General features: G+C 39.9%; 8 protein-coding genes and 2 pseudogenes. All 10 read right to left on the bottom strand.

Features of this window, described 5'->3' with window-relative positions:
* Positions 1 to 18: 18 nt before the first annotated feature.
* The 10 genes and pseudogenes from EJN84_RS10020 to EJN84_RS09985 all read right to left on the bottom strand — a co-directional run bounded on the left by EJN84_RS10020 (position 19) and on the right by EJN84_RS09985 (position 15,414).
* The gene (locus EJN84_RS10020; RefSeq protein ID WP_238943998.1) at positions 19 to 1,302 is read right to left on the bottom strand and encodes a rhamnogalacturonan acetylesterase; all 1,284 of its coding nucleotides are present in this window, start codon (positions 1,300 to 1,302) and stop codon (positions 19 to 21) included.
* 28 nt (positions 1,303 to 1,330) lie between these two features.
* Positions 1,331 to 1,645 carry an L-rhamnose mutarotase gene (gene rhaM, locus EJN84_RS10015; protein ID WP_129595297.1) on the bottom strand — a complete coding sequence of 105 codons (315 nt, stop codon included), beginning with the start codon at positions 1,643 to 1,645 and terminating at the stop codon, positions 1,331 to 1,333.
* 34 nt (positions 1,646 to 1,679) lie between these two features.
* Positions 1,680 to 2,357, bottom strand: coding sequence for a rhamnogalacturonan acetylesterase (locus EJN84_RS12395; RefSeq protein WP_262707358.1), 678 nt, complete (start codon positions 2,355 to 2,357; stop codon positions 1,680 to 1,682).
* Between the two features lie 66 nt (positions 2,358 to 2,423).
* A pseudogene (locus tag EJN84_RS10010) lies at positions 2,424 to 3,821 on the bottom strand (glycoside hydrolase family 88/105 protein); the annotation flags it as partial.
* 2 nt (positions 3,822 to 3,823) lie between these two features.
* A complete protein-coding gene (locus EJN84_RS10005; protein WP_262707357.1) occupies positions 3,824 to 5,851 on the bottom strand; it encodes a rhamnogalacturonan lyase in 2,028 nt (675 codons plus the stop codon).
* Positions 5,834 to 6,487, bottom strand: a pseudogene (locus EJN84_RS12390) (GDSL-type esterase/lipase family protein); the annotation flags it as partial. The pseudogene EJN84_RS12390 and the gene EJN84_RS10005, both read right to left, overlap by 18 nt.
* Before the next feature lie 214 nt (positions 6,488 to 6,701).
* Positions 6,702 to 8,723 (bottom strand): RagB/SusD family nutrient uptake outer membrane protein, encoded by a 2,022-nt coding sequence (locus EJN84_RS10000; RefSeq protein ID WP_129595294.1) that lies wholly within the window; start codon positions 8,721 to 8,723, stop codon positions 6,702 to 6,704.
* A 15-nt stretch (positions 8,724 to 8,738) separates the two neighbouring features.
* Positions 8,739 to 11,855 carry a SusC/RagA family TonB-linked outer membrane protein gene (locus tag EJN84_RS09995; RefSeq protein WP_129595293.1) on the bottom strand — a complete coding sequence of 1,039 codons (3,117 nt, stop codon included), beginning with the start codon at positions 11,853 to 11,855 and terminating at the stop codon, positions 8,739 to 8,741.
* A 142-nt stretch (positions 11,856 to 11,997) separates the two neighbouring features.
* Complete coding sequence (locus EJN84_RS09990; protein WP_129595292.1) at positions 11,998 to 13,848, bottom strand: rhamnogalacturonan lyase family protein; 1,851 nt, start codon at positions 13,846 to 13,848, stop codon at positions 11,998 to 12,000.
* Between the two features lie 39 nt (positions 13,849 to 13,887).
* Complete coding sequence (locus tag EJN84_RS09985; protein ID WP_129595291.1) at positions 13,888 to 15,414, bottom strand: sulfatase; 1,527 nt, start codon at positions 15,412 to 15,414, stop codon at positions 13,888 to 13,890.
* Between the last annotated feature and the right edge of the window lie 385 nt (positions 15,415 to 15,799).

Below are 15,799 nucleotides of genomic sequence, written 5' to 3'. Positions count from 1 at the left end.
TTCATCTTTTGATTGTTTTTAATTTCCATCGGGTTTTACTAATGAATAAAAAGGAGAAGGAGGAATAAAAAAGTTGTTTATATCATCGGGATGAGCCGGATCAAATGTCCACACCTCTTTTACGATGTATTTTTTTAATGGTGAATTGTTGTCGATCAACCCTTTAAGTACACATTTGCAGATTTCGTACCCGCCGTATGTATTGAAATGGGTATTGTCTGCTAAGGGTTGGATTTGATTTGGAAATGTTCCTGCAGGATAATGCACGAAAGCTTTTATTGATTCTTCGGGTCCCCATGCTTCATACAATGTTTTGGTTATCCGATTTAGATCCACCAGCATGACGTTTTCCTCCTTTGCCAACTGACGCATGGCATCGGGATAATCTCCCAGGGTGTTGATTATTTTGCCGTTTTCGTCGAAACTGCGTCGATTAACCGGTGTTATTAAAACGGGAATGCCGCCTTTTTTTCGACATTCATCGATAAAGTATTTCAAACTTTTCTTGAAACTCGTGTAAGGACCTATATCTTGCCCTTTTTGTTTTTGATCGTTATGGCCGAATTCGATGAATAGATAATCGCCTTTCCCCATTTTTGTGAGCAATTTGGCCAATCGTTTTGAGGAAATAAAGGTGTTGGCAGCTTCTCCCGATTCGGCATAATTGGCTACGGCTATCTTTGGCTTTAAAAAACGCGGCAATATCTGTCCCCATCCACACCATGGCTCTTCATCCTGATCAACCACTGTCGAATTTCCGGCAAGGAAAAGTGTGGGAACATTCACATCTTCGATGACCATTTCTACCAAGCCGGGCTTTTCCCCATTGATTTCCAGCGTAAGTTTGTCATCCCAATTTAGTTTCCCGATTTCCCGCTTTTTGATTCTCACGGAATCGTCATTTCCAATTTTTGTGTTGCGGATGTTTACGATGAACGAACGGGTGACAAATTTTCCCCGTGAGGTTTTCACATTTTCAAGCATCAACCGCCGTGATTCTGCTCGAATGGTAGTATTGGTTGTTTCTTTTTTATTTCCGAGAACTACCGTTATCTTATAGTTTCCTTCGGGTAATGTGACCGAGAAAAAATAGGGGTCATTGTCTTTAGGAACAGTATTCATATCATATCCAAAAGGAGATGTAGGGCCATAAACGGTGGAATGCTTTATGTTCCAATACCCTTTTTTGTCGGCAGCACCGAAATTGAATTTATATTCGATTGCTCCCGCTTTCATGGTTGTTAGCAAAAAGACAATGAAAAGCAGTTGAAAATAAATTTTTGGATGATGCGAATCTTTCATGTTTCTCCTTTTTTCTTTGTTATTAGTGTCAATCCATATGAAATACTTCTTTCAAGGGGATAGAAACGGGCGAATTATCAGGGTTGGTTTCCATGATGTCGGCCATATATGCCCACCATTTCTGAATGATGGGGTTATCTCCCAAATCCTGAGAGGAAGCCTCTCCCGAGACTTTTTGAACCGCGAACAAGATGTTGGTATCTTTATCCCAGTAAATGGAATAATCCGATACCCCGGATTCTTTTAATAACTGTTTTACTTCCGGCCAGATTTCACGGTGTCTTCTTTCGTATTCGGCTTCGTAGCCGGGTTTCAGATACATTTTAAAAGCTTCTCGTTTCATAATTCGTTTTATTTTAATGATTCGTTTTAGGTTTTTATTTGATGTATTGGTTTAAAGAAAGTTCGGGAATATTGCGAATGCCTTCAATGAGTGCTTCGCAATTCAAGATGGCTCCTTCACGCGAAGTGTGCACGCTGTCTTTAAATAGATCTTTCGCTTTTTCGGGACCCAGTGCTTCATATTTTTTTGCGATCAGGTCGTTCATATCGATAAAATAAGCTCCTTCTTGCTCTGCAACTTCTTTTGCCCATTGACGATAAGTCTCGTTTCGTGCCATTTTTCCACCATCCCATTTGTTGTTGGGGGTAGGAGAAAGTACGATGGGGATTCCTCCACGAGCTTTTGTTTGACGGATGTAAATTCGGAGATAATGTCCAAACGTATATACTTCTTCCGGTCCGCCTGTCTTTTCCATGATAACGGTTTGCGATTCTTCTCCGATACCTTTTAATGATGCTCTTGCTCTTCCTGTGTTGAGAGAACCTCCATCGTTGTGTCCAAACTGGATAAATACAAAATCGCCAGATTGTATGCCGAGCAATACTTTATCCCATAATCCCTCTGTGTAAAAAGTACGGCTGCTTCTGCCTCCCAGTGCATGATTTTCAACGGAAATGCGAGTTGTATCAAAAAACTGTTCAAAGAAACTGCCCCAACCCCATTGGCCGTTGTCGCCTTTTCCTCTACCGTTTTTCATGGTCGAATCGCCAATAAGAAAAACAACCGGATTTTCATTTTTTCGGGAATTCCCGGCTATTATTTCATTAGGACGTGATGGATCTCCTACACTAAAAATCGGGGAATCAGTGAATTGTTTTGCAGTATAAAACTGTACCGCACTATCGTTCATTTTAGGAAATTGCGTATTGATTAATTTGATTATTTCCGATCCGGCCCATATTACCGGCCCATAACCATGCGCAGCATATTCACTCACAGGCCGATAATAATAGAAAGCGGGATCAAATCCCATGCCGGTTCCTACGCAAGTTCCTTCAACTTGGCCTTTATCGTTTATTTTAGTCGAAACTGCATTCCATCCCAAAATAGCAACCGGACCATAAGAAATCGCGTCTATCCATCCTTTGTTGATTGCATGGGCGATGCAATAGGTATAAATAGCTGTTGATGAAGTTTCAAGATAAGAATTGGATCGATCGAGCAACTGATGCCAAAATCCGTCGCCTGATTGACAAGCTGCCAATCCTTGAATATGCTTTTTCATCAGATTGAGAATAAAATTTCGTTGAGGATGGTTCTCCGGCAAAATATCGAGTGTTTCTACCAAGGTAAGTAATGCCCATCCATTGGCTCTTCCCCAAAAAAATGAAGGATGTTCCGGAGCAGATTCAACCCATCCATGTCGAAATAGATTTTTGTCCTTGACAAACATTTTGGTAGCAAAAAGCTGTATCTGTTTTGCAGCTTCATTGAAATATGTATTGTCTCCTGTTAAAGCGCCCATTTGTGCAAGCGCAGGTATCGACATAAACATATCATCGAGCCATACCGTATTCATTTGTGGCCGCTTACGCGCAAAAGTGCCATCGAACAAACGATATTCGCTATACATGATGTAATTCATGTAATTATCGATAATCGGGCGAAGATTTAAATTTTGATCCATTCGCTGCGCCTTTATCATTGCAGCACACATAGCTCCGGCATCGTCCAAGGCTTTGGGCTTTACCATCTGACGCATTTGTGGATCGATGAGTCCGTAATCGTTAAATAGCTTTTTAAAGACAGGGAAAACGTCAGCAAAAAAATTGAAACGATCGTAAACATACTTTTCATAGCGCTTATCGTTGGTTATTTCAGCGGCTGAAAGCATAGCGGCATAGGTTACACCCCATTCGTAGCTTGTGATTCGGAAATCTCCTTTTTTTAGCGCTGTATTTTGATCGAATTCCGAAGTATCCATTATCGCTTTTCCAGTTTTTGCATCGACGATTTGTGCAGGAGTAGTCGTTTCCAAATAACCTAAAATTTTGTCCAAATCGTTTTTTATCTCTTTTTGATCGGGTATACCGTACGGGATTGGGTATTTGGGTTGCATGAGATGCAGTGGTACATCCGCATCGGTTTGTTTTGTCTGCTTTTTTTGAGCATAAACAGGTACAACAGCAAGGGTGCATACTAAAATATAGAACACGATAGGAGCTCTTTTCTTCATGTTTATTTATTTAAAAAAGTAACGTTGATTTGGTCATTAAATTTACCACCTTTGTAGGTAACTTCCAATTCTATTTCGATTGGTTTCCCGCATGTCTCGGATTTTTTATCGAGGATGGTCATTCTTGAAGTTTCTCCATTCGACCATTTGTAGGAATCGTAATCCATTCCGGCATCGAGCAAAATTTTATCCTCTGTTGTCCGGATTTCTTTTTGTGGAAAAATCTTACCGAGATCGCTCCCGAAATAATAACCGGCTTGTGTCGGTTGGTTATAAGCTACATTCTGTGTTGCGGCACTTATTCGATAAATGGGATCTTCCATCAACGAATAAAACTTATAGGGAGTTTCGTAAGGGGTAATATAGATGCGAAGATTTTTATTGTCCTTTGTTCTCCAGATGACTTCCTCTCTCCAATCGCCCAATATATCGGCACAGAAACACGGATTAGATTTTGTACCATTGTTTTTCAGACACGCTTCACAGTCGAAAAGAAGATCGGAGTCTCCGTTTAAGTAATCATATTTCGTTATGCGGGTTCCATCGAGCAACTCTCTCGTCAAATCACCGTCCCACCAACAAGCCATATTTATGGAAACACCTTTCAGAGAGGGATTGATTACTTCACCTTTTATGTTCCTTATGCCGTGCGAATCAAGTGACCACATTTCTACGCCTTTGTGGATATGATCGATATCGGCAGCCATACAGCGCCCTACGTCGGTATTGCTTGGTACCTGAAAGATTATATTACCGGTTTCTGCATCACGAAATGTTGATCCGTCTTTTCTGTTTTCATGACAATCCCACACCTGGAGCTTTTTGCTCGAAGGATCGAAAGCCGTCAGATGCAGAGCGTCTCCATGTCCTAATCCTGTAGAATACAAACCTTGTCCGTTATGGTCAATGGCACATGCACCATGCACAATCTCATCGTATCCGTCGCCATCGATATCTCCGACGCGTAAATTGTGATTCCCCTGACCGGCATAAGCTTCGTTGCCCTTGGTGTTCGAATCGAAAACCCATCGGTTGGTCAATTTTTTGTTTTTCCAGTCAAAAGCAGCCAGTACGGTACGCGTGTAATAGCCTCGGCACATTACCACACTCGGGTATTCGCCATCGAGGTAAGCCACACAAGCCAGAAAGCGGTCGGATCGGTTGCCTTCGGAGTCGCCCCAATCTTCCAATCGGCCTCTTTGTGGTATATAGTCTATGGTTTGTAAAGCTTTGCCTGTACTCCCTTCAAAGACGGTCAGGAATTCCGGACCTTCCAGTATTCTTCCATTTTTGTTGCGGTAGTCTGCTTTTTCGTTCCCGATAACGTTACCTTCTCCGTCAATGGTTCCGTCAGCCGTTTTCATCACCACCTCAGCTTTAAGATCTCCATCCAGATCAAAAACCATGAATTGCGTATAATGTGCTCCTGCACGGATATTTTTCCCGAGATCGATTCGCCAAAGTTGCCGGCCGTTCAGTTTGTAACAATCGATATATACGTTTCCCGTGTATCCATCGTGGGCATTGTCGTGAGCATTGGTAGGTTCCCATTTGAGGATGATTTCGTATTCGCCATCTCCATCTACATCCCCAACGCTTGCATCATTGGCTTGATAGGAATAGCTTTGACCATTCGGAGTTATCCCTTCCGGAGGAATATTGAGGGGGATATTTAAATAGCCGATTGAGTTTGTATCTTTTAATGTGTAAGAAAATTTTTCTTTTGCTGATTCTATACCGTATTCAACCGGTCGGACTTCATATGTCAACACTCCTTTTGGAGCATTGGTATCCTTAAAGTAAGTAGATTGAGCAATGGGGGTTACATTTATTTTTTTGCCGTTTCTGTAAATATTAAAGGTAGTTGTCGATAAATCGGAAGATAAGTATCTCCAGCTGATGTTCACTGTTTTGTCGTCTTCTCTAATTGCCACCAAACCTCGGTTTAATTTTTCTCTTTTTAATTTTGAAAAATCGTATCCGGGTTTCAATGTTCGATAGATTTGTTCGGCGATTACGCGATGTCCCACATCGTTTGGATGCAACATATCCTCATAATATTGGGGGTTATCGATCAAAGGGGAATACAGATCAATGGTTTTTAAGCCTTTTTCTTCAGCAACTTTTTTTATCAACGGAATAATTTCATTGACAAGCACATCTGGCTGATGTGGCCATCGATTGTTCGGCATGATGGGTATTGGCAGGCACAAATAAACGGTTGGCTTTGAAGGCAATTGAATAAATTCATCACAAATCGAGGCAAGATCTTTTTCGAAATTTTTAGAAAAATCTCCTGTATTCCAAACTTTAGGTTGAGAATCATTCGTTCCTAATGCAATCGTAACAATGTCGGGCAGAAAATCTTTGGCTTTCTGAAATGCCGGAGTATCAACATAAGGCTTATGCGTATTTTTACATGCTGTTGCTCCACTTACGCCAAAATTTTCGACATCGTAACCCGCACCCATCATTGCGGATAAAACACCGACATATCCTTTCTTGATTGGATCACTTGCCCCCGCACCTGCAGTGATACTATTCCCTATGCAGGCAATTTTTATAGTTTTGAAAGGAGAAGACGTATTTGCAACTAATTGTTTTGAAAGTAGCAATAGCAGAGAAAACGAGAGCACAAAAACAAATAAATCAGCATATTTTTTCATCATTTATCTAATAATGAATATATCTTATCACAAATATCTACACATAAAGTATTTCAAGTATAATAATCTTCAGAAAATATCCGATGAGTTATTCTCGATCCTTTTCACATTGTTACATTGCAGAAAATATCCACATCAAGAAAACCCTAAAAAGTTCGATTAACTCATCGGATACATAATTTGACAAAATCAAGATATAAATAAAATTCAAATTTTACCAACCAGGATTTTGCATCGCTTGCTTTTCATCTGAAGTTAAGGCGACACCATTTTTAGTAATTGCATCCAAAAATGATTGAGGAAGTGGCCTTAGATAATGCTTTTCAGCATTAAAACTTGAGCCTGTAATAAGTGAACCATCATTAAATGCCTTAAAACGTTTCTCCAATTGTTTCGTTCTTGCCAAATCAGGCCAACGTATCAATTCACCCATCAATTCTCTTGATCTTTCATTCATAATGAAAATCAACAGTTTCTCTTTATCCGTTGTTGCGCCAAGCACATCATAGAATTCTTTCTTTGAATTTAATATATCGCTTACAGTTGCAAATTGCATTGCATCTTTTGTGCTTGTAGAGATTACATTTGCTAAATTATTTGACTCATAATAAGTATTTTTATCAGAATAGACCGCGAATCCATTATTTAATCCACTTCCGCCATCTCCTTTCACGGTAATGTTCGGATTATTCAAATAAGCTTGACCACCATCAACATTTTTACTCCTATCCTCTCCTGCATCAAAACCGGCTCTTTTTCTTAATTCATTAATAAATGGCAATGCCAAATCGCTTTTATCAAGCCTAATATAGGCCTCTGCAATCATCAGATAATCCTCTGCAGAACGAGCCAAAATCCCATCACGCTGTCCAAATTGAGAGGCAACACTTGTTCGTGACCCATCCCTAAATTTGCTAAGCGCCACATATCTACTTTTCGTAGAATAAGAACCATAATTGCCATGAGCATTCAAATAGGATTGTGGCTCGTTGGCAAAATATCTTACAAACATTGTGGGTGCCATATAGTTGATATTCGTTGCTGTGTATCTTGCATCTCCCGCATCATTCACAATGTATTTAACAGCTATATCTCCTCCAACAAATTTTTTGTCTGTCGGGAGTTTTCCCGTAGGAGCGTAATTCCCCCAGGTAGGCGCCCCAGAAGGGTTATTGCAACGATAAGTAGTTATGAAACTTTTCCAAAAACGCGAATCATTAACCCTATCAAATACATCCAAAGAGTAATTTGTTGTTCTCATTCTCGAAAATTCGCGGTCACCTGAAATATCTCGTTTCAAGCCAGGTAGATTTTGATAAATGGAAGGATAATAAAGATGTACCTGATTGCCATATCGACCTTGTGAATTGGTATCATCCGAAAATTGAGAAGCCAAAATAACCTCTGACACCGATTCGTTAGGGCCATTTGGTTTTGTAAAGTTCCAAAGCTGAACGAAATCAGAACAAAGTGGATGTGCATCAATAACTTCTTTACTATATTTGATTACATTATTTAAATCCGATTCTTTATACTGCCCATTCCACGAATCGTTGATTTCACTCGCCCTAAATAAATATGCTTTAGCCAAGAAATGAGCTGCAGCCCATTTTGAGAGGCGGCCAATTTGAGTAACCTGACTCGGTAATAAATTATAAGCATTCGTCAAATCATTAATTATTTGTTCATATACTTCCTCTGAAGAATTTCTTTCAAAATCGGTTTTTGCACCTTCTACAGGTTCCAGGATTAAAGGAACTCCTCCGAATTGCTGAACAAGACGAAAGTAATTAAATCCACGCATAAAATAACCTTCTCCCAAACGGGTATTATACGTGCTGCTTGTTTTGTCATAATAAAGAGGAACATTCTTTATTAATGTATTAGCAGAGGAAATTCCGGAATACATATTATCCCATAAGTTAGTCATTCCATTTGAACTTGCCGAATTAAAGGCAGAGGTATAGCTGTTGTAATATTCAAATGTACCGTCATTTCCTACCGCCATTTCATCTGTACCGTATTCCCAAATGGTATATGCCCATTCATAATTAAAATGGAATTCCAAATTTTGGTATATGCCGATAGATAATTGATCGAGGCCCTCTTTTGTCTCAAAAGACTGTGTGCTTTGAGTAGTTATCAAATCCTCATTTAAAAAATCTTTACAGGATTGGATCGAAAAAATTATAAGGGCTAAAAATGTAATATTACGTATTTGATATTTATTTTTCATAATTATTTTACAGTTTTAAAATCCGATATTAACTCCAAAAACAAAACTACTATTATAAGTTGATCCTCCTAAATCCGGATCTATATAATCGATTTTAGAATACAACAACCCTGGATTCATACACTGAACATAGAGTTTTAAACTGTTAAGTCCGATAGATTTAACTTGTTTAGAATTCAAGTTATATCCTAATGAAACATTTCTTAATTTAATAAACGATCCATCATGATAATTCATAGAACTTTTATAGGTATCACCACTTTCACCTCCAACACCAGGTGCATAATATTCCGCATCTTCATTGACACCTTCGATCCAATAATCAAGATTTCGCATTGCAAAACGTCCAGATAAAGTTTCTGCTCCGGTTTCAACCGTAAATCCAAACCGGCCATATAAGAAGAAAGATAATTCCCAATTCTTATAATTAAGTGTATTCATAAATCCTCCAGACCAATCAGGACGTCGTTTGCCGACTATTTGTCTATCATAATTTGCATCAATCACGCCATCTGGAACACCATCAGGGCCACTTATATCTTTCACTTTTATCATTCCGGGTTCACGCCCATATTTAGCAGCCTGATCTTTTTCACTCGTTTTCCAAATACCATCATATACATAATCATAATAAACACCAATAGGTTGTCCTATAAACCATAAATTACTTAAATCTTCAGTTTTACCATCCGCAAGCTCTACGATCTCACTTCTATCTGCAGAATAAGTTAATGTGCTTGTCCATGAGAAATTTCTGGATTGAATATTAACTGTATTTAAAGTAACATCAATACCTCTATTTTTTGTTTTTCCGATATTTGCCCATGTTCGTGTATATCCGGTTAATGAAGGAATGCTCTTTGCCATCAAAAGATCTGAAGTATTAGATTTATACAAATCAACAGTTCCATTAATCCTCCCCTTTATAAATGAAAAATCGAGTCCCAAATTATATTGAGTTGTCTTTTCCCAACCTAAATCCGGGTTAGCCATTACTACAGGGTCTTTTGCTGAAGGATCAGAAGCAATTATTCCAGTCGATATTTCACTTCCAAAATGATAAAACACAGGAGTTACGGCTCCCTTAGTTGCATAAGCAGAAATTGCAGAGTTTCCTGTTGTACCAACACCCAATCTTAACTTCATCTGGCTTATCCAATCCATATCTTTTAAAAAATCTTCTTGTTCCATTCGCCAACCTAACGCCACCGAAGGGAAAAAATCCCATTTATGCCCTTCTGCTAATTGCGATGCTCCATCCCATCTTCCTGACGCAGTTAATAAATACTTATCCGAAAAACTATAGTTCATACGGATCATATATGACAACATCTGATTGTCGGTAAGATAAGTATCATAACTTTGGATATCACCCTTAGAAGAAATATTATACCAAAGCTCTTTGGCAGTACTCACAAATGCTTTCATATTTGAACCTTCGTTATGGAAATCGGAAGCACTTTGCAACAATGTTAATCCCAAAGAATGTTTCCCAAAAGTTTTATCATAATAAAGCAAATTATCAAGCGTCCATGATCTTTTAATATCAGTTGAATATTGAGCTACATTATTCCCATCCCCATTGATAGATTCAGCTGGATCGGCGATACCTGTTCGTCCAAAGCGAAAATCAGGCCCAAATTGAATTCTATATCTCAGTCCATCCAAAGGCTTAAATATATTTCCAAAATAAAATTCTGAATAAAAACTTCCTATAGCTCTCAAATTTTGGCGTTGATTAACGGTTAATGTCGCTTCGCGAATTGGGTTGATAATATTAACATCAGCTCCCGGATTCCTAATATATTCTCCATCGGGTGTATATGGAACTGTCCACGGCAACATTCCTTTCAATGCCGAGTAAATATCACTCGCGCCGGTAGCGCTTTTTCGAAAATTATAGCCATAATCCTGATCGCCCCAACTGACATTCATATTTCCACCTAACTTAATCCAATCAGTAGGTTTCACATCAATACTGGCATTTGCATTATAACGTTGATAAGCTTCACCCGGCTGTGTACCTTCTTGATTGAGATAACCAAAAGAGAGGTAGGCTTGAATTTTATCTGTTCCTCCACTAGCGCTCAAGGTATGTTGATTCGTTAATGCTGTTTGTTTACCGTGAGATGTCCAATCGTAAGTTGGGACCAAACTGCCATCCCATATTCCATTCACCCATCCTTTTTCAAATTGCGCCCATGCATATGGATCTGTACCATAAACGACTTTATCATTTTCATATGAAATGGTTGAAGATCCATTATAAGTACCCGATTTTATTTTTGCTCTTCTACTATAATCAATCCATTGCTCCGAATTCATCATATCCATTCTATCATGTAAATTTTCAATAGAAAGGGTACCATCGTAATTTAATGAAAACTTACCGGTTTTACCTCTTTTAGTAGTAACAAGAACAACACCATTGGCTGCCCTGGAACCATATATCGCTGTTGCCGAAGCATCTTTTAATACATCAATCGCTTCAATATCATTCGGATTCAAACTTTCAATGCCGGTACCTTGCAATGGCACTCCATCAACAACGTACAACGGACTATTTGATGCATTTAATGATCTTTCGCCTCGTATTCTTATCGAACCTATTTCCCCTGGTCGTTCATTAGAAGTAATATCCACGCCGGCTGTTTTGCCCTGCATCGCCTGAAGGGCATTTTGAACAGGCATAGCCTTAATTTCTTTTTCTCCGACACGAACCATTGCTCCCGTAACGTCACTTTTTTTCTGAACCCCATAACCTACAACCACCAATTCTTCTAATGCTTGTGCTTCTTCCTGTAAAACAACTCCAAATGACGTTTTTCCTGCCACCGGAATTTCCTGGGTAGCATAACCGATATAAGAGATTTGCAAAACGGCATCTTCTGGCACATCGCTTAATGTAAAGTTCCCGTCCATATCGGAAACAGTCCCCGAAGATGTCCCTTTCACCATCACTGTTGCCCCGATAATTGGCTGCCCATTTGAATCGACAATATTTCCCATAATTGTTTTCGTTTGAGAAAAAACAAATAGCGGAATCATTGCCAAAAAACAAATGATCATTTTTTTCGACATAAAAGCCTTTATCGAGCTTGGATGTCTTCCTGTTTTTCTACTGTTTTTCATTTTTTCGACATTTTAAAAAATTAATTTTAATTTTAGCTATCTTTTTTTAGTTCAACATAAAGTAAAAATATTCAATTTGATTTTTTCAAGAATTTAGATGCAAAATAAGTTACAGAGCTAATTTTCTTTGGCTTTAATTTTTTTACTCCCCAAGATAATAGGAAGGCACGGCCGGTTGTTGGTATCCCATTGTATGGGTAGTTATAGTTTGACGATAGGTATTGTCTTGTAATAAAGTAACTCTCCGGTCTTTTGCCGGAATAGTCGTACTGTAAATTCGTAATTCTCCCGGAAGAGCGGTAACAATCTCTTCTCTCCAGTCACCATAGAGATCAGCAACCAAGACCACATTGCCTTCAAAACCCTTTTGAACAATTTCGTCTTCACCTTTATAGTGATAGGTGGTCACAGAAAAACCCTTACCTTGTCCCTCTGGACGAATATATTCGCGTAATTTGTCGGCATCCCACCATACCCAATCGCCGGTTGGAGGAACATCTTCTCCGGTGCCATACAAATTTCCTTTGGCATCAAACAGATAGCGGTTGTTGTTGCCTGTAATGCCCATCGCCCGATGTCCTTTTGGATCTTCTGCAGCAAAAAATTCCAATCCATGTAGCGCAGGATCGACATCTGCCACCATTCCTGACCCCACATGAACGGTAGGACGACCGATTTTCCAAATGAGTGTACCTGTTTTGGCATCGCGCAGGCAAATACCTAATCCGTCTTTGTCGTGCAAAGCTTCAACGGCAAGAAAAATTTCCATGCCCGGAAGCGACGGGTCAATATCCGTAACAAAAACCTTGTCGGGATGGCCAAGTCCTGCCGACCATAGAAGGGTACCGTTATCATCCAAGACAGCCGAGCCAAGAATGATTTCGTCTCTACCGTCTTCATCGACATCGGCAACCAGCATGGTATGAGCACCCTGACTCCTTACCACCGGATTTTCTTCATCACCATCCCAATGCCATAATTTGGTTAATTTACCCTCTTTGAATTGATATGCATCCACAAACATGGCTTTGTAGGTACCCCTTGCCACAATCAGACAAGGTGTTTTGCCGTCGAGATAGGCCACTCCGAGCTGATTGCGGTTTTGACGATTATAATCACCCAATCTTGGAGATCTTTCGGGCCAATCAGCTTTGGTGATTTCTTTGCCGGTCATGCCATCCCATATCGATATCCACTCTTCTCCTTTGTAAACAGCACCATCTGCGTCTCTTATGCCGCGTGGTGCTGTCTTTACGGCTACTTCGGCTTTGCCGTCGCCGTCGAGGTCGTAAACGATAAATGGCGAATACCACACGCCGGGTTCGATGCCATCCCCAAGATCATTACGCCAAAGGAAGGTGCCATCATGCAAATAGGCTTCTATTTTGTAGGTAACCTGCGATGAATCCGGCTTAAAACCGGGATCCTTACTTACATTAGGTTGAATCAGAACAAAGTCGAATTGACCATCACCATTCAAGTCACCTATACCCAACCTCCTCCGACCGGGTACAACGCCTTCTTGCAGAGGAATAGAAACATAAGGAGGTTTCCCGGGTGAGGGTCGACTGATGGCGGTTACACATTCGGAAGCTTCACCTTTCTTCCCTTTCAGGATGGGAACAACCCAATAGGACTCGTCTCCTTTTACAGTAGCATTTCGGTAGAGAAAATCTGTGGTTGTCGAGATGGGTTTGCTATTCAGTTTTACAGAGCGATTCCCTGAGCTACGGTACACATCAAAAGCAATATCTGCAGGATCCGTTTGTAACAAACGCCAACTCATATATACGTTTTTGTTGCTTTCGTCGGCAATAGCTATCACACCCCTGTTAAGTTTTTCTTGGATGCGTTCTTTTGCAAAACCTTGAATTTTCGGTTTATCAGCATGATCGGGTTTCGATATTTCAAAATTGTATAACAATTCGCGTGCATCCTGGGCATATATAGAGATAAATGCCGGAAGTAAAAAAAGAATAAAAATTTTTTTCATTTGGAGGAGATTTATAAAGGTTCTTCATTATTGCGTTTTCTATTGTTGTATGGGTGGCAATTCGGTTTTTCCCGCTACATACGCAGAAGCGAGTTGATGCAATTGCTTTACCACTTCACTGAATTCGGGATCATAAACAAGATTGACGAATTCATCAGGATCATGAATAGGATCGGTGAGAAAGGCACCTGCACCTGCTCCGAAAAATTCAGCATATCGCCATTGTTCTGTGCGAACAACAACTCCTGTGATGCCTTTCCCGTGTTCATTCCATACAGTGTACGCCGGTTTATCCCATGCAGATAGAGGATTGTCCAACAGAGGTCTTAAGCTTGTCCCCTCAAGTCCTTCTGGCTGAGGTAGCCCAGACAAATCGACAAGCGTCGGATAAATATCCAAAAGTTCCACAATGCGAGGCGAAGCTTGCCCATTACCTTTTGCCCTCGGATCGAAAATAATGAAAGGAACATTTGTACCTTGTTCCCACAACGAACCGGCTTTTGACCATTTCCCCTTTTCCCCAAGCTGATAACCGTGATCGCTCCAAAACACGATAATCGTGTTTTCTTTTAATCCCTGTTTTTCCAATTCTGAAATCACACGCCCGACATTCCAGTCTACATAACTGATACAAGCCAAATAAGCACGAATCATTTGCCGAGCTTCTTCAGGTGATGCAATGCGATTGATAAACAAATCGGCATTAGTGGGCCGAATAGAGCCGGCAGGAAATCCTATGGGAACCATAGGCAACGAAGCAAAATCGGGAGGAAGCGGTATGTTGTTTACATCGTACAAATCAAAAAATTCTTTTGGCGCAATCAAAGGTGAGTGTGGTTTTGAAAAACCGCAGGTGATGAAAAAGGGTTTCCCTGATTTTTTGCTCTGTCGAATATATGCAATCGCTTTGTCGGCTACACGAGTATCGCCAAGTTGCCGTGCTGCTTCACCTTCTACAGCTTCCCACCGATCTGAACGAGGATTAGAAATGACATCTGATGGATTAGGCTTCCTTCTCTGAAAATGGGCGCGCCATTCATCAGGCGTTAAAGCGGAGGGAGGATTGGCATTGACGGGGTTGTTGTAGATCCGCTGTTCTCCACCTTCCGTCCATGCTTTCGTATCGTCTATTCCCTCGTGAAATATTTTTCCACTACGCAGGGTTTCATATCCGTGAAGGCGAAAATAGTTGGGAAGACTTATCCAATCGGGATAACTCGCGCCAAACCATTCCCTATTCGTGTATAATCCACTCGTCGTTGGCCGACGTCCGGTAAGAATGGAAGATCGTGACGGACAGGAAAGAGGGTATTGACAATAGGCCCGTTCAAAGCAAACGCCATCTTTGGCAAGTTTGTCGAGATTTGGTGTTTGTGCCATTGGGCTTCCCAATACATTCATCTCAGCCCGCATGTCATCCGAAATAAGAAACAGTACATTCATGGATTGCTCTTTCCCTTGTTTGGGATTGGCAGCAAAAATCGATTGTTCTCCGGCCGCAGAAAAAGTTATGGTAACAATTGTTGCTACAGTAAAAGGTTTTATATTTTTTACCGGTAAATTCATTTATAAATGAGCAAGTTTTTTTATTTACTATAAATCATAAATACACTTTTGAACGTATGGATTAAAATCAGGAGACTCGATATTGATCTTTTATCTTTCTTTCCTAAAGATGAGCAGAACCACATAAATTGTAATTTTATTATCTCTCTTTGTTTGAGTTTAATATCAGATTTACTTTGTAACAGAAATAATAAGAATTGGCATAAGCCCTTCATTCAAATTCACATTATATTGATTGTTGATATTAATATTTTGTCTATCAATAGTTCGTTAATTATTTAATATACGAATCATGCAGCAATTGCTGCAAACTCGACGAGTTCTTTAACAAGTTTATCATTTAATCTTCTGTTCGGCTTTATGCCGGACACGCAAATAAATCGTT

It is taken from the genome of Seramator thermalis, assembly GCF_004138125.1.
Lineage (GTDB): Bacteria > Bacteroidota > Bacteroidia > Bacteroidales > Dysgonomonadaceae > Seramator > Seramator thermalis.
The sequence above is the reverse complement of the archived record's forward strand: the minus strand, read 5'-3'. Positions and strand labels throughout refer to the sequence as shown.